The organism is Streptomyces sp. NPDC094147, from assembly GCF_044764265.1.
Classification (GTDB): Bacteria; Actinomycetota; Actinomycetes; order Streptomycetales; family Streptomycetaceae; genus Streptomyces.
In genome coordinates this window covers 1-20735 of record NZ_JBIWHT010000046.1, presented here as the reverse complement: position 1 = coordinate 20735, position 20735 = coordinate 1, and the positions used below count along the sequence as shown (strand labels likewise).

The 20735-nt window shown below is 71.7% G+C and carries 19 protein-coding genes; 10 read left to right on the top strand and 9 right to left on the bottom strand.

Annotated features, from left to right (window positions below):
• The first annotated feature begins 7 nt into the window (after positions 1-7).
• The 7 genes from ACIQ8J_RS33680 (at position 8) to ACIQ8J_RS33650 (ending at position 6803) form a co-directional block, all read left to right on the top strand.
• Entirely contained in the window at positions 8-421 is a 414-nt protein-coding gene (locus ACIQ8J_RS33680; RefSeq protein ID WP_100577622.1) for a roadblock/LC7 domain-containing protein, read from the top strand.
• A 176-nt stretch (positions 422-597) separates the two neighbouring features.
• A complete protein-coding gene (locus ACIQ8J_RS33675) occupies positions 598-1005 on the top strand; it encodes a DUF742 domain-containing protein (RefSeq protein ID WP_329462829.1) in 408 nt (135 codons plus the stop codon).
• Entirely contained in the window at positions 986-1567 is a 582-nt protein-coding gene (locus ACIQ8J_RS33670) for an ATP/GTP-binding protein (protein ID WP_329462830.1), read from the top strand. Before ACIQ8J_RS33675 ends, ACIQ8J_RS33670 begins: the two co-directional genes overlap by 20 nt.
• A 343-nt stretch (positions 1568-1910) precedes the next feature.
• Positions 1911-5114 (top strand): nitrate- and nitrite sensing domain-containing protein, encoded by a 3204-nt coding sequence (locus ACIQ8J_RS33665; protein ID WP_403277647.1) that lies wholly within the window; start codon positions 1911-1913, stop codon positions 5112-5114.
• 10 nt (positions 5115-5124) lie between these two features.
• Positions 5125-5538: a roadblock/LC7 domain-containing protein gene (locus ACIQ8J_RS33660; protein ID WP_053725133.1), complete on the top strand. Its 414-nt coding sequence runs from the start codon at positions 5125-5127 to the stop codon at positions 5536-5538.
• Between the two features lie 118 nt (positions 5539-5656).
• Positions 5657-6241 carry a DUF742 domain-containing protein gene (locus tag ACIQ8J_RS33655; RefSeq protein ID WP_403277646.1) on the top strand — a complete coding sequence of 195 codons (585 nt, stop codon included), beginning with the start codon at positions 5657-5659 and terminating at the stop codon, positions 6239-6241.
• Positions 6222-6803: an ATP/GTP-binding protein gene (locus ACIQ8J_RS33650; RefSeq protein WP_069978110.1), complete on the top strand. Its 582-nt coding sequence runs from the start codon at positions 6222-6224 to the stop codon at positions 6801-6803. Before ACIQ8J_RS33655 ends, ACIQ8J_RS33650 begins: the two co-directional genes overlap by 20 nt.
• 63 nt (positions 6804-6866) lie before the next feature.
• Here the strand turns inward: ACIQ8J_RS33650 and ACIQ8J_RS33645 are convergent, their stop codons facing one another.
• The 5 genes from ACIQ8J_RS33645 to ACIQ8J_RS33625 all read right to left on the bottom strand — a co-directional run bounded on the left by ACIQ8J_RS33645 (position 6867) and on the right by ACIQ8J_RS33625 (position 12778).
• A complete protein-coding gene (locus ACIQ8J_RS33645) occupies positions 6867-7697 on the bottom strand; it encodes an alpha/beta fold hydrolase (protein WP_403277645.1) in 831 nt (276 codons plus the stop codon).
• Complete coding sequence (locus tag ACIQ8J_RS33640) at positions 7690-8274, bottom strand: TetR/AcrR family transcriptional regulator (RefSeq protein WP_403277644.1); 585 nt, start codon at positions 8272-8274, stop codon at positions 7690-7692. Before ACIQ8J_RS33640 ends, ACIQ8J_RS33645 begins: the two co-directional genes overlap by 8 nt.
• A gap of 135 nt (positions 8275-8409) precedes the next feature.
• A complete protein-coding gene (locus tag ACIQ8J_RS33635) occupies positions 8410-8619 on the bottom strand; it encodes an acyl-CoA carboxylase subunit epsilon (protein ID WP_403277643.1) in 210 nt (69 codons plus the stop codon).
• A 13-nt stretch (positions 8620-8632) separates the two neighbouring features.
• The gene (locus tag ACIQ8J_RS33630) at positions 8633-10216 is read right to left on the bottom strand and encodes an acyl-CoA carboxylase subunit beta (RefSeq protein ID WP_403277642.1); all 1584 of its coding nucleotides are present in this window, start codon (positions 10214-10216) and stop codon (positions 8633-8635) included.
• 171 nt (positions 10217-10387) lie between these two features.
• Positions 10388-12778: a polysaccharide lyase family 8 super-sandwich domain-containing protein gene (locus tag ACIQ8J_RS33625; protein ID WP_403277641.1), complete on the bottom strand. Its 2391-nt coding sequence runs from the start codon at positions 12776-12778 to the stop codon at positions 10388-10390.
• 252 nt (positions 12779-13030) lie between these two features.
• Between ACIQ8J_RS33625 and ACIQ8J_RS33620 the strand changes: the two genes are divergently transcribed.
• On the top strand, positions 13031-14098 hold the full coding sequence (locus tag ACIQ8J_RS33620) for a substrate-binding domain-containing protein (protein WP_403277640.1): 1068 nt from the start codon (positions 13031-13033) through the stop codon (positions 14096-14098).
• Positions 14099-14136: 38 nt separating this feature from the next.
• Here the strand turns inward: ACIQ8J_RS33620 and ACIQ8J_RS33615 are convergent, their stop codons facing one another.
• Positions 14137-15483 (bottom strand): M64 family metallopeptidase, encoded by a 1347-nt coding sequence (locus tag ACIQ8J_RS33615; RefSeq protein WP_403277654.1) that lies wholly within the window; start codon positions 15481-15483, stop codon positions 14137-14139.
• Positions 15484-15606: 123 nt separating this feature from the next.
• Between ACIQ8J_RS33615 and ACIQ8J_RS33610 the strand changes: the two genes are divergently transcribed.
• Positions 15607-16938: a tetratricopeptide repeat protein gene (locus tag ACIQ8J_RS33610; protein WP_403277639.1), complete on the top strand. Its 1332-nt coding sequence runs from the start codon at positions 15607-15609 to the stop codon at positions 16936-16938.
• Between the two features lie 155 nt (positions 16939-17093).
• Positions 17094-17711: a YceI family protein gene (locus ACIQ8J_RS33605; protein ID WP_403277638.1), complete on the top strand. Its 618-nt coding sequence runs from the start codon at positions 17094-17096 to the stop codon at positions 17709-17711.
• A 17-nt stretch (positions 17712-17728) separates the two neighbouring features.
• Here the strand turns inward: ACIQ8J_RS33605 and ACIQ8J_RS33600 are convergent, their stop codons facing one another.
• The 3 genes from ACIQ8J_RS33600 to ACIQ8J_RS33590 all read right to left on the bottom strand — a co-directional run.
• Positions 17729-18718, bottom strand: a complete 990-nt coding sequence (locus tag ACIQ8J_RS33600) for a hypothetical protein (RefSeq protein ID WP_403277637.1) — start codon at positions 18716-18718, stop codon at positions 17729-17731.
• Positions 18719-18803: 85 nt separating this feature from the next.
• Entirely contained in the window at positions 18804-20153 is a 1350-nt protein-coding gene (locus ACIQ8J_RS33595; RefSeq protein ID WP_403277636.1) for a hypothetical protein, read from the bottom strand.
• Between the two features lie 102 nt (positions 20154-20255).
• On the bottom strand, positions 20256-20735 hold a 480-nt coding region (locus ACIQ8J_RS33590; RefSeq protein ID WP_403277635.1), incomplete at its 5' end, for an alpha-isopropylmalate synthase regulatory domain-containing protein.

The window sequence follows — 20735 nt, the reverse complement described above, 5'->3', positions numbered from 1 at the left end:
GAGTCCGATGAGCCAGGCGGCACAGAACCTGAACTGGTTGATCACCAACTTTGTGGACAACACCCCAGGGGTGTCCCACACGGTGGTGGTCTCCGCCGACGGCCTGCTCCTCGCCATGTCCGAAGGCTTCCCGCGCGACCGCGCCGACCAGCTGGCCGCCGTGGCGTCCGGGCTGACCTCGCTGACCGCCGGAGCCTCCAGGATCTTCGAGGGCGGCAGCGTCGCCCAGACCGTGGTGGAGATGGAGCGCGGCTTCCTCTTCCTGATGTCCGTGTCCGACGGTTCCTCCCTGGCCGTGCTCGCACACCCGGAGTGCGACATCGGCCTGGTGGGCTACGAGATGGCCCTCCTGGTCGACCGAGCGGGCAGCGTCCTCACCCCGGACCTGCGCGCCGAGCTCCAGGGCAGCCTGCTCCACTGACCGCAAACCCCCGGCCGAGCCGCTCGCGAGGCCGGGGTCGGGAGCCCGAAGCGCCGCCCCCTCCGGCGCGGACCGGCCCCGCACGACGCAGATACCCGTCCCGGCCGCACCACTGCCCCCCACCGGCCCTGTCAGACGGCTCGCAGATGCCTTGCTGTCGCCGCCCGGAGGAACCAATGACCCCGCCACCCGCCTCACACGATTCGTACGGCGCACTGCACGACGCGGCGTACGACAGTGAGGGCGACCAGCCGCTGGTCCGTCCGTACGCCATGACCGGCGGCCGGACCAGGCCGCGCTACCAGCTCGCCATCGAGGCGCTGGTCAGCACCACAGCCGACCCGGCGCACCTTGCCACCCTGCTGCCCGAGCACCAGCGGATCTGCCACCTGTGCCGTGAGGTCAAGTCGGTGGCCGAGGTGTCCGCGCTGCTCCAGATGCCGCTCGGTGTCGCCCGGATTCTCGTCGCCGACCTGGCGGAGGCCGGCATGGTGGCGATCCACCAGCCGGGCAACGGAGAGGCCGGCGGCACGCCGGACGTGACACTGCTCGAAAGGGTGCTCAGTGGACTTCGCAAGCTCTAGCGGCGGTGCTGCCCGCTCCACCACTTCCGCGAAGATCGTGGTGGCGGGCGGTTTCGGCGTGGGCAAGACCACGTTCGTCGGCGCGGTCTCGGAGATCAACCCGCTGCGTACCGAGGCCGTCATGACCTCCGCCTCGGCGGGGATCGACGACCTCACCCACACCGGGGACAAGACCACCACGACCGTGGCCATGGACTTCGGCCGCATCACGCTGGACCAGGACCTGATCCTGTACCTGTTCGGCACCCCCGGCCAGGACCGCTTCTGGTTCATGTGGGACGACCTCGTCCGCGGCGCCATCGGCGCCGTCGTCCTGGTCGACACCCGCCGCCTCGCCGACTGCTTCCCCGCCGTCGACTACTTCGAGAACAGCGGCCTCCCCTTCGTCATCGCACTCAACGGCTTCGACGGCCACCAGCCCTACACCCCCGACGAAGTCCGCGAAGCACTCCAGATCGGTCCGGACGCTCCGATCATCGTCACCGACGCCCGGCACCGGGCGGACGCCAAGAGCGCGCTCATCACGCTGGTCGAGCACGCCCTGATGGCCCGCCTCAAGTAGGCAGTTCCCTACGGCAGTTGTTGTAGAGGAATTGGGGGCGGACTGTGTCCTTTGACACGATCCGCCCCTGTGTTCATAACGTTTCGACAGAGAATTCCCGTGTCACCGCAACCCGCCGCGTTCATCCGGTGTCGCTGCGCGCACAACGGCCCCGCCATTTGGCGGGGCTCGCTCTTTATGCCCGTTTTATCTGAGGTCTTGGCCACTCGGAACCTGAGATTCCATACGTTTGGATGGCAGACGTCTCGCGTGCTGGAATTCGGCGAACTCCCGAGTAGTACGGCTCTGAAACACAAAGCGGCACACACCATCGAGGTGCCGGCTCCGAGAGGTTGTTGGTCGAGTGAAGCGAAGCAAGACGAGCTCCGCGACGCAGCAGGCGCGGGGCAACTTCACCCCGCCCGAGCGCACGGCGGTGGCGCCCGCGCCCCAGACCTCTGCCCCGGATCCCGGCAAGGACGCCCCGGGCAGCAGCAGCCGCTTCTCGCCGCGCAACTGGCGGGTGGCCACCAGGCTGAACGCGATCCTCCTCATCCCCGTCCTCGTCGGCCTCGTCATGGGCGGCTTCGAGGTGAAGGGGTCCATAGCCACCTGGCGCGACGCCCGGAACGCCGAGAAGGTCGCGACCATCGTGCGCGCCGCCTCCGACTACGGTCAGGCCCTGCTCAACGAGCGTGACCTCACCGCCGAGCCCCTGCTGCAGAACAAGCGCGACAGCGACGTCGTCAGCAAGGCGTACGCCACCTCGGACGCGGCCCGCGCCAAGTTCAACGACGCCGTCCAGGGCATGCCGGACACGCCGAGCCTCAAGCGCCGCCTGGCCAAGGTCCGCGACGCCGAGAAGACCCTCGACGACCTGCGCAAGACCGCCTATGCCAAGGGCCTCGAAGCCAAGAACCCGGTGCTGACCGAAGAGGGCTACACCGCGATCCCGCACTACCTGAGCACGTTCTCCAACGAGCTCGGCCTGGGCACCGGCAACATCACCAGCTACGGCCGCATGGTGTACGCGGTCGACCTCGCCAAGTCCGCGGGGTCGCTGCAGCGTTCCATCGGCCTGCACCTCCTGCTCCGGCCGAGCGACGACCCCAAGACCTTCCAGATGCAGGTCAAGGCGTTCAACTCGTACAACTACCTGGAGTTCATCGCTCTCGGCGAGTTCGACGCGGGTGGTACGGACGCCGACAGCCAGCACCTCAAGGAGGTCATGTCCACCCAGGACTCCAAGGTCGCCCAGGACTTCCCCGGGGCGAAGCAGCAGGCCGACAACGGCCCGCACATCGGTGCCGCCCCGGCGGCCGACGGCTCGATCTACAACGGGATGGCCGCCGCGATCGGCCAGGGCCAGAGCGTCAAGCAGCTCAAGGCCGAGGGCATCACCCCCGAGTCCTGGACGGCCGCCTCCACCTCCAAGTTCGACGGCTACAGCCAGGTCGAGAACGACCTGGTCAGCCGGGCCGTGACCGAGGCCGGCCAGATCGCGGACGACGCCAAGACCACCGCCTACGTCAACGGCGCGATCGTCGTGGTCTCGCTGCTCGCCGCCTTCATCCTGGCCGGCATGGTGGCCCGCCAGATGAGCCGCTCGATGCGCCGGCTGCGCAACGCCGCCTTCGACGTGGCCGAGCAGCGCCTGCCGATGCTCGTCGACCAGCTCTCGCGCACCGAGCCGGGCCGGGTCGACACCCGGGTCGTGCCGATCCCGATCGACTCCACGGACGAGATCGGCGAGGTGGCCCGCGCCTTCGACCAGGTGCACCGCGAGGCCGTCCGGCTCGCCGCCGAGCAGGCGCTCCTGCGAGGGAACGTCAACGCGATCTTCACCAACCTGTCGCGCCGCAACCAGTCGCTGATCGAGGGCCAGCTGACCCTCATCACCGACCTGGAGAACAACGAGGCCGACCCGGACCAGCTGGAGAGCCTGTTCCGGCTCGACCACCTGGCGACCCGTATGCGCCGCAACGGCGAGAACCTCCTGGTCCTCGCCGGCGAGGAGCCGGGCCGCCGCTGGGACCAGCCGGTCCCGCTGGTCGACGTGCTGCGCGCGGCCTCCTCCGAGGTGGAGTCGTACGAGCGCATCGAGCTGTCCGGTGTTCCGGAGGCCGAGATCCACGGCCGGGCCGTCACCGACCTCGTGCACCTGCTGGCCGAGCTCCTGGAGAACGCCACCACGTTCTCCTCGCCGCAGACCAAGGTCCGCGTCACCGCGACCCGGCTCCCCGACGGCCGCGTGATGGTCGAGATCCACGACAAGGGCATCGGCCTGACCGCCGAGGACTTCGCGGACATCAACCACCGGCTGGCCAACCCGCCCACCGTGGACGCCGCCGTCTCGCAGCGCATGGGCCTGTTCGTGGTCGGCCGGCTCTCCGACCGGCACGGCATCCGCGTGCAGCTGCGCCCCTCGGGCGAGCAGGCCGGCACCACCTCGCTGGTCATGCTCCCGGACGCCATCACCCACGGTGGCGGCGGCGAGAGCGCCCCGCTGGGCGACGACTTCACGGTCTCCTCGATCATCCCCGAGCAGCGTCAGCAGCAGTCGTACGAGTCCGCCCCCACCCCGATCCGCACGGCGGCGGAGCTCGGCTTCGACGACTCCCGGTACGAGAGCGGCGATCAGCAGCTCGACCCGCGTGAACTCGACCCGGTCAACCGCTCGCTGATGCGCGAGGAGCGCCGCGCGGCCCTGGAGGCCCAGGCGCAGGGCGGCGAACGCCCGCTGTTCCGCGACGAGGTCGAGCCCCAGCAGGCCGGGCCGTACGACGGCTCGTACGACAACCAGCAGCAGTACGCCCAGGAACAGTCCTACGGCACCGCGTACGAGCCCCAGCAGCAGAACGGCTACGACGGCTCGTACCAGAACCAGCAGTACGCCCCCGAGCACACCGGTGGCTACGCGCAGGACTCCTACGCACCCCAGGGCGACTACCGGGAGTCGACCTATCCGGAAGGCTCCTACCAGGAGCCCACGGCCGACCAGGGCCCCTACGAGGCTCCGTACGCCACCCGGGCGCCGCAAGGCGACTGGCAGCCGGAGAGCGGCTACCAGGAGCCGTACGCGGCTCCCTTCCAGCCGGAAGCGGAACCCGCGGCGGACACCCGGGGCGTTCCCGAGGCGGCCGCGGAGCGCGTAGGCTTCGACCGTCCGGGCCCCGGCCCGACCACCGCCCACGAGCTGACCGACGCCGGTCTGCCCCGGCGCGGCGGCCAGCAGAGCTGGCCGGCCGAGCCCGAGCAGGAGCAGAAGCAGGCCGAGAAGTCGGACGGACCGGCGGGCGACTGGCGCTCGACCAACGACGAGCGCTGGACGCGGGCCGAGAAGCTCCGTGAGCCGAAGGCCGGCGGGGTCACTCCCTCCGGTCTCCCCCGGCGGGTGCCCAAGGCCAATCTGGTCGAGGGCGCGGCCGAGCAGACCCCGCAGGGCGGCCCTCAGGTCTCCCGCGCTCCGGAGGACGTCCGCGGCAGGTTGAGCAACCTGCGCCGCGGTGTCCAGCAGGGCCGTAACGCGGGGTCGGAAACAAGTAACACCTACAACCAGGAGCGTTAGTGTGAGCCCGATGAGCCAGGCGGCGCAGAATCTGAACTGGTTGATCACCAACTTCGTGGACAACACCCCCGGGGTGTCCCACACGGTGGTGGTCTCCGCCGACGGACTCCTGCTGGCGATGTCCGAAGGCTTCCCCCGGGACCGGGCCGATCAGCTGGCGGCCGTGGCCTCCGGTCTGACGTCCCTCACCGCGGGTGCCTCCCGGATCTTCGAGGGCGGTGCCGTCAACCAGACGGTGGTGGAGATGGAGCGCGGCTTCCTCTTCATCATGTCGGTCTCCGACGGCTCCTCCCTCGCCGTTCTCGCCCACCCGGAGGCCGATATCGGCCTGGTGGGTTACGAGATGGCCCTCCTCGTGGACCGCGCCGGGAGCGTACTGACTCCCGATCTGCGCGCGGAACTCCAGGGAAGCCTGCTCAACTAGTCAATAGTTACCGATCAGTTCTCAATCAGCAGACAGGCAGTGCGTTTCTCGCCACCGCGCCATAAGGTGCGGTGGCGCGGCCCCCACGGGACGGGCGCCGGTAGTCGGAGGAGGAAACGTGACAACACCCCCAGGCGGGCACCCGTACAGCGGTGGACAGCAGTCTCCGGGTGAGCACGGCCAGAACCGCTTCAACTTCCCCTCCGCGCCCAGCAGACACGATCAGCGCCAGGGTCAGTACCAGCAGCAGCCGTACCAGCAGCCGAACCGTCAGCCGAGCCCGTACGATCAGCCGCCGCAGCCCCGGATCGAACCGGTGCAGCCGAGGCAGACCCCTCAGCCCTCACCGGCGGGCGGCACGCACAACCCCCTTGTGCGTCCGTACGCCATGACCGGCGGCCGCACCCGGCCGCGCTACCAGCTCGCCATCGAGGCGCTGGTGCACACCACGGCGGAACCGGCCAGGCTGCAAGGGCAGTTGCCCGAGCACCAGCGGATCTGCCACCTGTGCCGCGAGATCAAGTCGGTCGCCGAGATCTCGGCACTGCTCACCATTCCCCTCGGCGTTGCCCGGATCCTCGTAGCCGACCTGGCCGAGGCCGGACTTGTCGCCATCCACCAGCCCGGCGGCGACGAGTCCGCCGGCGGACAGCCAGACGTGACACTGCTCGAAAGGGTGCTCAGTGGACTTCGCAAGCTCTAGCGGCGGTGCTGCCCGCTCCACTACTTCCGCGAAGATCGTGGTGGCGGGCGGTTTCGGCGTGGGCAAGACCACGTTCGTCGGCGCGGTCTCGGAGATCAATCCCCTGCGTACCGAGGCCGTCATGACGTCCGCGAGCGCGGGCATCGACGACCTCACGCACACGGGCGACAAGACGACCACCACGGTCGCGATGGACTTCGGCCGCATCACCCTCGACCAGGACCTGATCCTGTACCTGTTCGGCACCCCCGGCCAGGACCGCTTCTGGTTCATGTGGGACGACCTCGTCCGCGGCGCCATCGGCGCCGTCGTCCTGGTCGACACCCGCCGCCTCGCCGACTGCTTCCCCGCCGTCGACTACTTCGAGAACAGCGGCCTCCCCTTCGTCATCGCACTCAACGGCTTCGACGGCCACCAGCCCTACACCCCCGACGAAGTCCGCGAAGCACTCCAGATCGGCCCCGACACCCCGATCATCACGACGGACGCCCGGCACCGCGCGGACGCCAAGAGCGCGCTCATCACGCTGGTCGAGCACGCCCTGATGGCCCGCCTGCGGTAGTCGCCGTACGTACGGGAAAGGCCCCGCACTCCGTCACCGGAGCACGGGGCCTTCGTCATGCGGCTACCGCATCAACTCGGCCAGTTTCCGGGCGAATTCGGCGGGGTGGGTGACGACGCCGACGTGGCCGCCGGGGAACTCCGCGAGCTCGGTGCCGTACCGGCCGGCGAGGTGGGCGGCGGGCCGGTGGAGCCGCAGCCCGTAGGAGGCCCATCCCGCGGCCGGGACCAACTTCCCCGCGTGCGCGTCGAGTTGGGCCAGATCCGGCACGTGCCCGCTGAACTGGCCGAGGATCCGGGCCAGGAAGAACGCCGAATTGCCGTGCACCCGCTGGAACGTCTCGGTCATGGACGGCGGCAGCGCGCTGAGGTCCGGCTTCTCCCCGCGCTCCTCACCGCATCCCGCGCCCAGCTCCGCCATGGCCGCGCCGACGCCCTCGCGGTGGAAGGCCGCGACGACGGAGTCGAAGAACGCGTGCTGCTCGGCCGCGTCGGGCAGCAGTCCCACGAGCACCGGCTCGTGCGCGACCACCCGGGCCAGCCGTTCGGGGTGCCTGATCAGCAGTTCCACCGCGACGATCGCGCCCGAGCTGCTGCCGAAGACGTACGCGGGCGCCCCGCCCGGCGACACCCGGGTGAGCAGCCGGTAGGCGTCGTCGGCCTGTACGTCCACGCGCTGGTCGACGTCCGGGCCGTCGAGCGGGCTGCGTGAATGGCCGCGCGGATCGTAGGTCACCACCGTGAACCGGTCGGCGAGCGCATCGGCCACCGGCTCGAAGATCCCGGCGTCCCCGCCGCCGCCCGCGATGAGCAGCAGTACGGGTCCGGTGCCGCGCACCTCGTAGCGCAGGGTCGCGCCGGGCACCTTCAGGGTGCCGGTTGTCGCTTCAGCCATCGTTCTCCCCGTTCGTGGGCCAGTGCTCCAGGAGGATGTGCAGCGCCTCGACCCCGCGCTCCCACGACTTCTGCACCTCGCGGGGGTGGCCGAATCCGCCCGCCGCTTCGAGGCTGATGTAGCCGTGGAAGGTGCTGCGCAGCAGGCGTACGGCGTCGGTGAGGTCGGGCTCGGCCAGGCCGTAGGCGCGGAGCATCCCGTAGGTGGTGTCCACGGTGCGCGCCAGGACGGTCGAGCCCGCGAGGAGCTCCGGGTCGACCCGGAGCTGGGTCGCGGCGTACCGCCCGGGATGGGCCAGCGCGTAGGCGCGGTAGGTGTCGGCGAAGGCGACGAGAGCGTCCTTGCCGGCCCGGCCCGCGACGGCCGTCGCGATGGCGTCGACGAATTCGCCCGCCGTGTGCAGCGCGACCCGCTGGCGCAGCTCGCGGAGGTTCTTGACGTGCGAGTACAGGCTCGCGTCCTTGACGCCGAAGCGCCGTGCGAGCGCGGACACGGTGATGTTCTCGAACCCGACCTCGTCGGCCAGCTCGGCCGCCGCCACGGTGAGCCGCTCGGCGCTCAGCCCCGCTCGCACCATCCCGCACCCCCCGAAACCAGAAACCTAGGACCTCTAGGTTGGGCCCTAATATACATAGGCCGCAGGCCTCCGGACAGCGAAAAGCCCCCGCCGATGTCTCGGCGGGGGCCTTTCACGCAGTGGCTCCGGAAGGGGTCATCCCTGCCAGGAGTGGGCGGCGCGGAAGCCGGGGGTGCGTTCCAGGCGGCGCCAGCCGGCGGTGTTGCGGCGGCGCTTGGGTGCGGGGGCCTCGGACTGGGCGGCGGCGCGGGCAAGGAGCACCGCGGTGATCGCGGCGAGTTCCTCGGGGGCGGCGTCGCCCTTCTCCACGCGGAGTACGGACTGGGAAGGCGTCGGGGTGTTCAAGGTCGGTCTCCTCTTACTGAGGGGGGTTGCCGTGCTTGCGGGACGGCAGGTCGGCGTGCTTCGTGCGGAGCATCGCGAGGGAGTCGATGAGGACCTGGCGGGTCTCGGCGGGGTCGATGACGTCGTCGACCAGTCCGCGTTCGGCCGCGTAGTAGGGGTGCATCAGCTCGGCCTTGTACTCCTTGACCATGCGGGCCCGCATCGCCTCGGGGTCCTCGGCGTCCGCGATCTGGCGGCGGAAGATGACGTTCGCCGCGCCTTCCGCGCCCATCACCGCGATCTCGTTGGTCGGCCAGGCATAGGTGAGGTCGGCGCCGATGGACTGGGAGTCCATGACGATGTACGCGCCGCCGTAGGCCTTGCGCAGGATCAGCGAGATCCGCGGCACGGTGGCGTTGCAGTACGCGTACAGGAGCTTCGCGCCGTGGCGGATGATGCCGCCGTGCTCCTGGTCGACGCCCGGCAGGAAGCCGGGTACGTCCAGGAGAGTGATGATCGGAATGTTGAACGCGTCGCACATCTGCACGAAGCGGGCGGCCTTCTCGGAGGCCTGGATGTCCAGGACCCCGGCCAGGGACTGCGGCTGGTTCGCCACTATCCCCACGACCTGGCCGTCCAGGCGGGCCAGCGCGCAGATGATGTTGCGGGCCCACCGCTCGTGGACCTCCAGGAAATCGCCGTCGTCGACGAGCTCCTCGATCACCTTGTGCATGTCGTAGGGGCGGTTGCCGTCGGCCGGCACCAGGTCAAGCAGCACCTCGGAACGGCGGTCGGCCGCGTCACTGCTGGGGTGGACCGGCGGGTTCTCCCGGTTGTTCGACGGCAGCATCGAGATCAGATACCGGACCTCCGCCAGGCAGGTCTCCTCGTCGTCGTACGCGAAATGCGCCACACCCGACGTCTCGGCGTGCACGTCCGCGCCGCCCAGCCCGTTCTGCGAGATCTCCTCACCCGTCACCGCACGCACCACGTCCGGCCCCGTGATGAACATCTGCGAGGTCTCCCGCACCATGAACACGAAGTCCGTCAGAGCGGGAGAGTACGCGGCGCCACCCGCGCACGGGCCCAGCATCACACTGATCTGCGGGATCACACCCGACGCACGCGTATTGCGCTGGAAGATGCCGCCATACCCGGCGAGCGCCGAGACGCCCTCCTGGATGCGGGCGCCCGCGCCGTCGTTCAGGGAGACCAGCGGCGCACCGGCCGCGATCGCCATGTCCATGATCTTGTGGATCTTCGTGGCATGTGCCTCGCCCAGCGCACCGCCGAAGATGCGGAAGTCATGCGCGTACACGAAGACCGTCCGGCCCTCCACCGTCCCCCACCCGGTGATCACACCGTCGGTGTACGGCTTCTTCGCCTCCAGGCCAAAACCCGACGCCCGGTGCCGACGCAGCTGCTCCACCTCACGGAACGACTCCGGATCAAGCAACAACCCGATACGCTCACGCGCCGTCAGCTTGCCCTTCGCATGCTGCGCCTCGGTCGCACGGTCACTCGGCCCGCGCCGGGCCTCCTCGCGCAGGGCCAGCAGCTCGGCCACGCGTCCACGCGTGTCGCTCGGCTCGCCCGGGGTTTCGTCCACAACGGTCATGTACCGACCCTACGAAAGCGACCAAGGATTTCCTCCGTCGACTCCGAACAGTCTCCGGACCGCTTTCCTAGTGAGGGATGACAGTAGACCTGCACCAAGCAGCCGACTCGACAGTGTGAGGGGGCCTAGATCTGTTGGGTCCCGACAACGGCCCCGGGCGCGGTTTCCGCGTCAGCCGAGCACGACCTCCGTGCGCACCGTGCCGCAGAAGGTGTCCGGGGTGATGCGCAGCCGCAGTGAGCGGCCGGTGGCGAGCACCTCGATCCTCGGGTCCCGGGAGGCCACCGAGCGTACCGGCCGGTCCAAGGTGAGCTCGACGGGAGTCCCGGTGCGCTCGGGCGCGGCGACGTACAGGGTGGCCGTGCGGGGCGCGGTGCGGACCAGGACGCTCGCGGGGCCGTCCGCCGTCAGGCCGCCCGCCGTGCCCGCCGTCCAGAAGTTCGCGGCCAGCAGGCCGAGCCGGTGGGCCGAAATGGCTTGCGCGGAGGCCGAGTTGGCGAGGATGCGCACGCGGTCGCGGTCGGCGGCGCGCGCCGCGGTCTCCGGCTGCCGGGCGCCGGGCAGCACGACGTACGCGTACGAGGCGTCGACCGGGTCGGTGCCGTGGTCGGTCCAGAGGGTGAGGTAGCGACGGGTGACCGGGTCGCCGGTCCCGCCGGTGTTGATGGCCTTCCAGGTGCCGGTGCGCTCCTCGCGCAGCGCCTGCACGGCGGCGCCGCCCGGGAAGACATAGCCGCCGTGGCCCGCGAGGTGCGCCCAGCGGGCCCGCTCGAAGGTGTCGTGGCGGCCGGGCGTGGCGGGCAGGCGGCGGCCGTCGACGGTGAGGGCGGCGGTGCCGGTGGCGCCGAGGTTGCGGTGGTCCACGACCGACTCGACGGGTTCGCCGTCGGTGGCGGTGATCCCGGCGCCGAGGCACACGATCTCGTCGCCCGCGAAGAACCACGACTTGCGGGCGGTGAGGGTGGAGGAGAGCCCCTTCAGGTGCTGGCCGACGGCCGCGTACGTGCCGTCGGTGGCGCCGCCGACCCACTTCACGGCGGGCCTGGCCGCGCCCCACGCGCCGCCCTCGCCGTCCGCGAGCGGCTTGCGCGAGACGGTGGTGCCGGGCATGCGGTACGGGTCGGCGGTGGGCCAGAAGCCGTCGCTGTACTGGTCCCCGGCGAATCCGTCGCCCCACCAGGCGAGCATGCCGGAGCCGGTGTGCCAGCCGCGCAGGTTCTCGCCGTTGCCGTTCTCGTAGTAGGCGATCCGCTCCGAGGCCATGCTCAGCGAGGCCGCGAAGCGGGTGCCCCGGTGCACGGCACGGTCCATGGCGGGGAACAGCCGGTGGCCCGTGGGGGCGGGCGCCGCGGCGGGCGCGGCGTCCACGGCCGCCCGCAGCAGGGCGAGGTTGGCGACGGAAAGGCGCTGGTCGGTGAGGACGGGCGCGGTCTGGGCCCGGTCGACCCAGCCCTTGATCAGCGCACGCCAGCGGTCGCGCTCGGCGGGCGAGGCACCGAGGGCCAGCATGGCGACGTGCGCCATGACGGTGCGGCCCATGAGCTGGTCGTCGGTGGCCTGGCGGGAGATCGCGCGGCCGTTGACGCAGTCCATCATCAGGCCGTCGTGGATGAGGGGTGCGTAGCTGCGCTCGACCGAGTCGAGGACGATCTGCCGGTTCGGGTCGGTGACCGCCCAGGTGGAGCCGGCGAGCAGGGCGAAGAGCCGGGAAAGGCCGTCGATCTGGACCTCGCCGTACGAGCCGGTGTAGGCGATCCAGGTGTGCTGGATGAAGGAGCCGTCGGCGTACAGCCCGTCGCCCGAGGTGACGTACGGGAAGACGGGCGACAGGGCGTCCCGGGCCAGCGCGATCTTCGCGGCGTGCCTGCCGAGCACGCCCCGGGTGGCGAGCACCCGGCACAGGTCGGTGCGGTTGGCTCCGGTGGAGGTGCCGGTGTAACGGGCGACCGCGCTGTCCGGTACGAAGTGGTCGATCGCGGCGGTGTAGTGGGCGATCTGCTCGGCGGTGAGGGTGTCGTACACGATGACGGCGGTGTCGAGGAGCAGCCGGGGACTGCCGATCTGCCAGTCCCACCAGTTGCCGAAGGTCTTGGTGTTCTCGTTGTAGATCTGGGTGTGGAGGTGGTCGAGGCCCCGGCCGACGGCGGCGATCAGGGCGGGGTCGCCGGTGGAGCCGGTGGCGGGCTGCGCCCAGGCCTGCGCCATGGTGCTGAGCCGGCCGTAGCTGCCGCTCATGTTGGCGGAGCCGGTCGCGGGGACGGTCAGCGGCTGGTCGGGCCAGAGCGAGCCGGTCGCGGGCCGCATGGTGGCCAGTGCGGTACGGGCGGCGGTGCCGAGGGCAGCCAGCTTGGTGGCGTACGGCTCGGCGGTGGCGTCGAAGCCGGTGCCGAGCGTGAGGTCGCGCCATCTCCGACGCAGGGTGTCGAACTCGTCGCCGGCGACGGCCGGTTGGACCGCCGCGCCGGGTGCGGCGGGCAGGGTCAGTCCGAGCGCGACGGCGGCGGCGCCGGTTCCGGACGCGGCGAGGAAGGTGCGGCGTGAACGGCCCTGGGCGGATGGCATGGGCGGAACCTCCGGAGCGAATGCGAGGCGGGGAGGAGCACGGGGGGCCGGGAGAGCACGGGGGGACGTGCTGAACACGGCGTACGCGAGGCGCGATTGAGCGGTTTCTCTCACAACTTCGAAATAACGCGCAAGACTTCGCACATTCATCAGGGAAATTGATCGTTCGCACAGAATCGCGCACGAACGATCCGCCGAGGGTTACGCTCCTGGTCAGCGATTGACGACGGTCGGCCGGAGGGGCGGAATCACGTGCACGCCGAGGACAGGCACCAGGCGATACTGCGGCGGCTGCGGGAGCGCGGCTCGCTGCGAGTGACCGACTTCGCCGAGGAGTTGAAGGTGTCCGCGGTGACCGTGCGCCGGGACGTGGAGGCGCTCGCCGAGCGCGGTCTGGTGGCGCGGGTGCACGGCGGCGCGCTGCTGCCGGAGGCCGCGTCGGCTTCGGCTACGGCCGCTCCCGCGTTCCGGTCTCCCGGCGGGCCGGGCCCGGGGCCGGTCTTCGGACTCGTCGTGCCCGCGGCCGACTACTACTACCCCGAGGTCATCAAGGGGGCCGGGGAGGCCGCCGCGGCCCGCGGCATCCGGCTCGTCCTCGGCATCTCGCAGTACCGCCCCGACGAGGAGCAGGCGCAGGTGCGCCAGTTGCTCGCCCACGGGATCGACGGGCTGCTCATCGCGCCGTGCGGCCCGGCCGGCGACCAGGACTGGCTGGCGGCGCTGGGGGTGCCGTTCGCCCTGGTGGAGCGGCGTTCCGGGGACGACGTCCCGGGTGCCGAGGGAGTGGTCACCGACCACGTGTACGGCGCCCGCCTCGCGGTACGCCACCTCGCGCGGGCGGGCCGCGAGCGGATCGGGCTCCTGCTGCGCGCGGACAGCCCGCACAGCGCGCCGGTCCTGGAGGGCTACCTCGGCGGGCTCGCCTCCCTCGCGCTCCCGGCGCCCGGGGAACTCCGCTTCACGATCACGGCCCCCGAGACCGATCCGGTCCGGCGGGACGCCCAACTGGACGAGTTCACCCGGGCGGTGGCCGCGGGGCTGCTCGACGCGGTTCTGGTCCACAACGACCACGACGCGATCGTGCTGCTCCCGCGGCTGCGGGCGCACGGGCTCCGGGTGCCGGGCGACCTCGCGATCGTGGCGTACGACGACGAGGTCGCGGCGCTGGCCGACATTCCGCTCACGGCGGTGGCGCCGCCGAAGCGGGCGGTGGGGGTGGCGGCGGTGGATCTGCTCGCCTCCCGCATCACCGATCCCGCCCGGCCCCGGCACCGCCTGGCGATCCTGCCGGAGCTGAAGGTACGCGCCTCAAGCGCCTGACCCCGCGCAGACCGAGCGCCGACCGGGACCGCTCCGGGTCAGCGTCGCACCCCCCACTCCACGACCCCCCGCAGCCCCGCCGCGATCGCGGGGTCGCGGACCGACGGCGTGCCGTCCGTCACCCGCGCCGTCAGGCGGTGGTCGCCGCGGCCCAGGCCCAACCCCCATACCGGCACGGCCGTACGGCCCGCGAACCGCTTCAGCTCCTTGCCGTCCAGGTACCAGCGGATCCCCAGCTGCCGGGCACCGGCAAGCCGCGGCACCGTCACCTTGGCGGTGTCGTACGACCGCAGCGTACGAGCGGTCGGCGTCCCGGCCGTGGCGATCGAGGCATGGCGGTAGAAGCCCGCGATCATGGCCTCCACCCCGGGGAGGTTGAACGGCTTGCCCAGGACCCGCATGATCGAGCCGTCGGTGGGCCGGTACAGGCCGGTGACGTAGTAGCCGCCGCCTTCGTAGGCGCCGACCGTCCCCCCGTCCGGCGAGGTCGCGCCGAGCCAGCGGTACCACTTGGTGCGCTGCGCGGCCATCCGGTCGGCGGGCAGGATCGAGATGTTGGACTGCGCCGCCTCGGGACCCGAGTAGTGCTCGTAGCCGGGGGTGCCCGGGTAGAAGTACTCGTCGGCCAGCTTGCCCAGCGAGTGGCCCGTCTCGTGGATGGCGACCTGGCCGGACTTGGCGTTGCCCGCCGAGGCGGTGGATATGCCCTCGTAACCGAGCGTCTTGGACGGCTCGTTGTAGCCCGCGCCGCCGTACTTGGCGCTGTTGGCGAGGACGATCACCAGATCGGCCTGGGGCACCTTCGCGACGTACGAGTCGACCTTGCCCTGGTCGACGCAGAGCAGCCGCTCGACGCCGTCGCACCAGAAGTACGCGCCGAGCGCGGTGTTCTTCACGTCGCCCTGGGCCGGGTCGCCGGAGACGCCGGACTGGGCGGAGACCGCGTCCACCGTCCAGACGTTGAAGAGGTTCTGGTACGTGGTGTACGGCTCGACGCCGGTGACCTCGCCCCACTTCTCCTTGGCGTCGGCGTGGAACTGCGCCAGCTGATCGGCCGTGTAGCCGTCGCCGACGATGACGACGTCCAGGCGGTCGGCGGTCGAGCCGTTGTCGATCATCTTGGTGACCTGGCCGTCGGCCGCGACGGCCGCGGGCGCCGAGAGGTGCGGCGCGGGTCTGCCCTGTCCGTTCGGGGGTACGAGCGCGTGGCCGGAGCCGGCGAGGGTCTCCCCGGTGCCGGACTCCGGGCCGGGTATCTCGACCTGCACCTGCCGGTGCGGCTGCGGCGGCCCCGGATCGGCCGCGGCCGCGGTGCCGGGTCCGGCGGCGAGCGCGGCCATGACGGCGGTGGTGGCGAGCGCCGCCGCCAGGATGCCTCTGCGCATGGGTGGACGCACGAAGTCCTCCTCCTGTAACGGAAGTTAAGCAGTCGGGTAAATGCGTTGAACGGCCTGCTTAAATTAGGGGGCGCACGGGGCGTGCGCAATGGCCGGGGCCGAGGGGATGCCATGGACGAACCTGCCGTGATCGGCCGCCGAGTTCAGCAACTGCGCGCCCAACTGGGCCTGACTCAGCGCCAGTTGGCCGAGCCCGCCTATACGCCCGCCTATGTCTCGACCCTGGAGTCCGGCAAGGTCCGCCCCTCCGAGGCCGCCCTGCGCCATCTCGCCGGGCGGCTCGGCACGACGTACGAGGAGCTGGCCACCGGGCGCCCGGCCCACCTCGCCACCGAACTCCGGCTCGGCCTGACCGACGCCCAGCGGGCCCTGGCGACCGGCGAGGCCGACGAGGCCGCCGTCCGCTACCGGCAGCTGCTCACCGAGGCCGAGCTGCACGGCCTGGACGAGGAGCGGGCCGAAGCCCTGCTAGGGCTCGGCGACTGCGCGCTCGAAACCGGTGAACTCGCCGACGCGATACGGCACTTCGAGGCCTGCGAGCAGATCCTGGCGGCCGAGCCGCTGCCCCGCCGGGCGCGCGCGATCCGGGGCCGGGCGGTCGCGCACACCCTCGCGGGCGAGCTGCGCTACGCCTGCTACCTCCTGGAGTCGACCATCGACGCGCTCGGCATCAGCGGGCTCGCCGACCCGGAGGCGCTCGTCCTGCTCTACGCCGCGGTCATCGGCCCCTATCTGGACATGGGCGCCCAGGCCCGCGCCGCGCGCGCCGCCGAGCTGGCGCTCGCGCTGGCCCCGCAGGTCTCGGACCCGGCACTGGTGGCCGGAATGCACCGGCAGGTGGCGCGGACCTTCCTCGCGGAGGGGCGGACGGCCGACGCGGACGCCTCGCTCGCCAAGGCCCAGTCGATCTACCGCCAGCTGCGACTGCGCACCGACCTCGCGCACTGCCACTGGATGCGCGGCTACGTGTACGCCCAGGAGGGCGAACTCGACGCGGCCGAGCGGGAGTTGAGTACGGCGCGGGACATGCTCGCCGCCAAGCGGGCCGCGCTGTTCACCGCGCAGGTCGAGGTGGAGCTGGCGGACGTGCTGCGCCGCCGGGGGCGGCACACGGAGGCGATGGCGCTGCTCACCCCGCTCACCGAGCTCGGCGATCGGCACGGCGCGGTGCACGCGGGCGGGGCGCACCGGCTGCTCGGGCTGATCTGCGAGGAGCGGGGCGAGCCGGAGTCGGCGGAGGAGCACTATGTCACCGCGCTGGGGCTGCTCGAACGGAGCGGGGCGAGCGGTGACGTGGCCGACTTGTGCCGGCTGCTCGGCGATCTGCTGCGCCGCACCGGCCGCATCGAAGCGGCCCTGGACGCCTACCGCACCGGCCTCGGCCACCGCGCCGCCCCGGGCACGACGACCCTGGGCCCCGCCCCCATGACGCCCCGCGTCTAGAGCGTCGTCGCACCCCTCACACCCCACCGGAACGGCCGCCCGCCACACCACCGGAAGAGAGTTATTGAAACTTGAACGGAATGGACCTAACCTGAATCTCGTTGAAACTTAAACCGCTCCGGCGCAAGGCCGCAGCGCGTCCCCAAGGAGCAGTCATGGGTCTCTTCGGCCGCAAGAACAGCAGCACCCCTACTTCCGCCGCCCCCGCCGCCCTTGCCGAGGCCGACCCGGCGCTGGCCGCGCTGAGCGGTACGTACACGATCGACCCGGCGCACACCAGGATCGGCTTCGTGGTGCGGCACGCCATGGTCACCAACGTCCGCGGCTCCTTCAGCGAGTCCGAGGGGACCCTCACCCTGGACGGCGCGAACCCGGCGAACTCCACCGCCTCCATCGACCTCAAGATCGCCAGCATCGACACCGGCATCGCCGACCGCGACGCCCACCTGCGCGGCGCCGACTTCTTCGACGCCGAGCAGTTCCCGGTGATGAGCTTCCGCTCGACCGGGGCGAAGGCACTCGGCGGCGACAAGTACCAGCTCACCGGAGACCTGACGATCAAGGACGTGACCAGGCCGCTCGCCATCGACGTGGAGTTCAACGGCACGGCCACCGACCCCTACGGCAACCAGCGCATCGGATTCGAGGGCGGCACCGAGATCCGGCGCTCGGACTGGGGCCTGACCTGGAACGCGGCCCTGGAGACCGGCGGCGTCATGGTCAGCGACAAGGTGAAGCTGACCCTCGACGTCTCCGCCATCAAGGCGGCGTAACAGCGATACGCAGCGCTTCAGCTGCGCGATGACGTCAGCGCGAAGGCCGCCAGGGCGGCGGCGAGCATGACGAGGACCAGTGCGGCGGCCGCCTTCTCGCGGGGCGTGTACGGCGGCACCGGCGGCAGCGCGGGGAACGCGCTGTGCGAGGACGGCCCGGCGGGGGCGGCCGGTACGCGGCCGCGGGCCCGGTGGCGGGCCGCCCGCAGCACCCCGTGGAGCAGCGGGAAGAGCGCCGGGCCGAGCAGCGCGGCAAGGCCCGCCCACACCGGGAGGTGCAGGGCGGCCACCGCGAACAGCCAGCCCGCGCACCAGGCCCAGCACCCGATCCCGCCGGTCAGCGGGGCCCGCACGAGGAGCCGCAGCGGTGCCCGGCCGGGGCGGGCGAGCGCGGTGAGGGTTTCGGCGAGGACGGCGATCCGGTCGTCGGCGGGCCGCGCCTGCGCCTGGCCCCATGCCTGCTGGGCGGCGCCCGCCGGATGGCCGATGACGGCGAGCACGAGGCGTGCGTCGTGCCGCTGCCGACGGCCGGCCGACGTGGCCCTGGGGTCCGGTCCGCCCCGGCCGGCGGCGGGGACGGGGACGACGGCCGCCTGATCGGCGTCGGCCGGTCCCGGCGAGGGCGCATCCGCTCCCGTGACCGCCGCCGCCCGACCAGCGGCCGCAGCTCGACGCGCTTCGGCGTCCAACTCCCTTGACCGGGCGGCGATTTCGGGGTCGTCCGCCCGCTCTCCCGCCACGCGCAGATCCGTGTACGCGGCGAGCAGGACGGGGTCATCGGGGAAGGCGGCCAGGCCTTCGCGGAGGACGGCGCGGGCCCGGTCGGCGTGCTGCTCGTCGGCCTCGGCGGCGTGTGCGCGGCCGAGCACGGCGTAGAGCCGGGGGTCGGGGCCTTCCGTGTACAGCGCGGCCCGCGCGGCCTTGCGGGCCGCGCTGTTGCGGCCCGCCCGCAGCAGCGCCTCCGCGTCGGCGCAGGCCGTTATGACGTCGTCGTGCCCGGCGTGCATGTATCCCCAACCCTGGATGTCCGGCTCGCAACTATCACCCGCTGGAACGCGGCGGGTCAACAGCGGGCCGGCGGGCCGGGCGGGGTCACCAGTCGCCGCCGCCGAAGCCGCCTCCGTCGCCGCCGCCCCCGCCGTCGCCCCAACCGCCGCCGAAGTCGGAGGAGTTGAAGTCGGCGCCCGACACGTCGCCGCCGTCGAAGCCGGAGCCCGCGTCGTAGGCTCCGGCGCCGTAGTCGGCCGCGTACGCCGGGCTCGACAGCATCGAGCCGAGCATCGTGCCCATCAGCAGGCCGGGCAGCATGCCGCCGCCGAAGTAGCCGCCCGCCCAGGGACCGTACGCCGGGCCCGCGTCGTAGTAGGGGCGGCGGCCCTGGTCGGTGTCGACCTCGCGGACCATCGGGTCCTGGCCGTCGCGCAGCCGGGTCGCGTCCGCCTGGCAGACCGGTACCTGGCGCGGGGCGCCGCCGGCCGGGGTCCAGGTGGCGTCCTCGACGGAGGGGCCGTGCCGCGGGTCGAAGAAACAGGGGGCGCGCCGCTCGGGCAGCGGCTTGTGCTCGCGGCGGGCCGCGAGGGTGGCGAGCGAGAACCGGCCGTCCTCCAGGGCCTGCGTCACACCCGTCACGTCGGCGGGCCGCTCGGCCTTCGCCATCAGGGACTTCGCCGTCTCGTACGAGTCGAGGGCACGCTCGTAGTCGGCGCGCATCGCGTCGTCCGCGCCGGACTCGGCCGGGTGGAAGTCGAGCCGGTCGAGCTCCTCGCCGAACGCCGTGATGTCCTCGTCCACGACGACCTGGAGGCGCTGCAGCGCGGCCCGCTCCTCCTCGGCCTTCTTCCGGCGGCTGCGCCGCACCAGGGCGTACCCGCCCGCGCCGCCCGCCACGACCACCGCGCCCACGCCGACGAGCGCGCCGGTGCTGACCCCGCCGCCGGAGCCTGAGCCCGAGCCACCGCTCCAGGAGGCGGGGGCGTGGCCCTTCATCTGCGGGAGCGCCTTGTCGACGAAGGTGTTGAGCTGGGTCGCGGCGTCGGTGTTGGTGCCCGGCGCGCGGACGGCGCTGTTCAGGTTCTGGACGGCGCGCTTCGACATGACCTTGCCGTCGGCGCCGGAGGTGAACGCGTCGCCGAGGCGGATCGCGTACAGGCCGGTGACGCCGGTGTCGGTGCGGAGGTTCGGGAGGATGGAGTCCTTGGGGAACGCGGCGCTGTTGGGGAGCACGGCCACGAAGAGCGGTTTGTCCGCGTCCTTGATCTTCTTCGCGAGCGCGTCGGCCTGGGCCGGACTGAGCTGGTTCGCGGCCCCGGGGTCCACGTAGACGGGGCTCTTCTTGAGCTGGTCGGCCACGTCGGACACGCCGGTGGCGGCCATCGCGGGGGCCGCCGTGGCCAGCGCGGCGAGCGCGACGGCGGAGAGTGCGGAGAAAACCCTGAGCCTCATGGGCCCGACGCTACCTGAGGCCGCCGGGAAACGGACATACAGGATGGAGCAGGAGCGGCGCGCCCCGCTCCATCCTGGATGGATCCGCCGGCACCGGCCGGGCTACCGGAGCGGCTGGGCTCCGGCGCGCAGCAGACCGTAGGTGTACGCGTCCTGGAGGGCTTCCCAGGACGCGGCGATGACGTTGGGGCCCGCGCCGACGGTGGTCCACTCGCCCGTGCCGTCCGTGGTGGTGATCAGGACGCGGGTGGTGGAGGCGGTGCCGTGCTTGCCTTCCAGGGTGCGCACCTTGTAGTCGACCAGCTCGAACTTGGCGACCTGCGGATAGAACCGCTCCAGTCCCTGGAGCAGCGCGGAGTCCATCGCGTTGACGGGGCCGTTGCCCTCGGCGGTGACGATGATCCGCTCGTCGCCGACCCAGAACTTCACGGTGGCGCCGTTGGCGTGGGTGCCGTCCTTGAGGGTCTCGATGATCGCCCGGTACGACTCGATGCGGAAGTAGTTGCGGGGGCCGCCTTCGACTTCGTCGCGCAGGAGGAGTTCGAAGGAGGCGTCGGCGGCTTCGTAGGTGTAGCCCTGGAG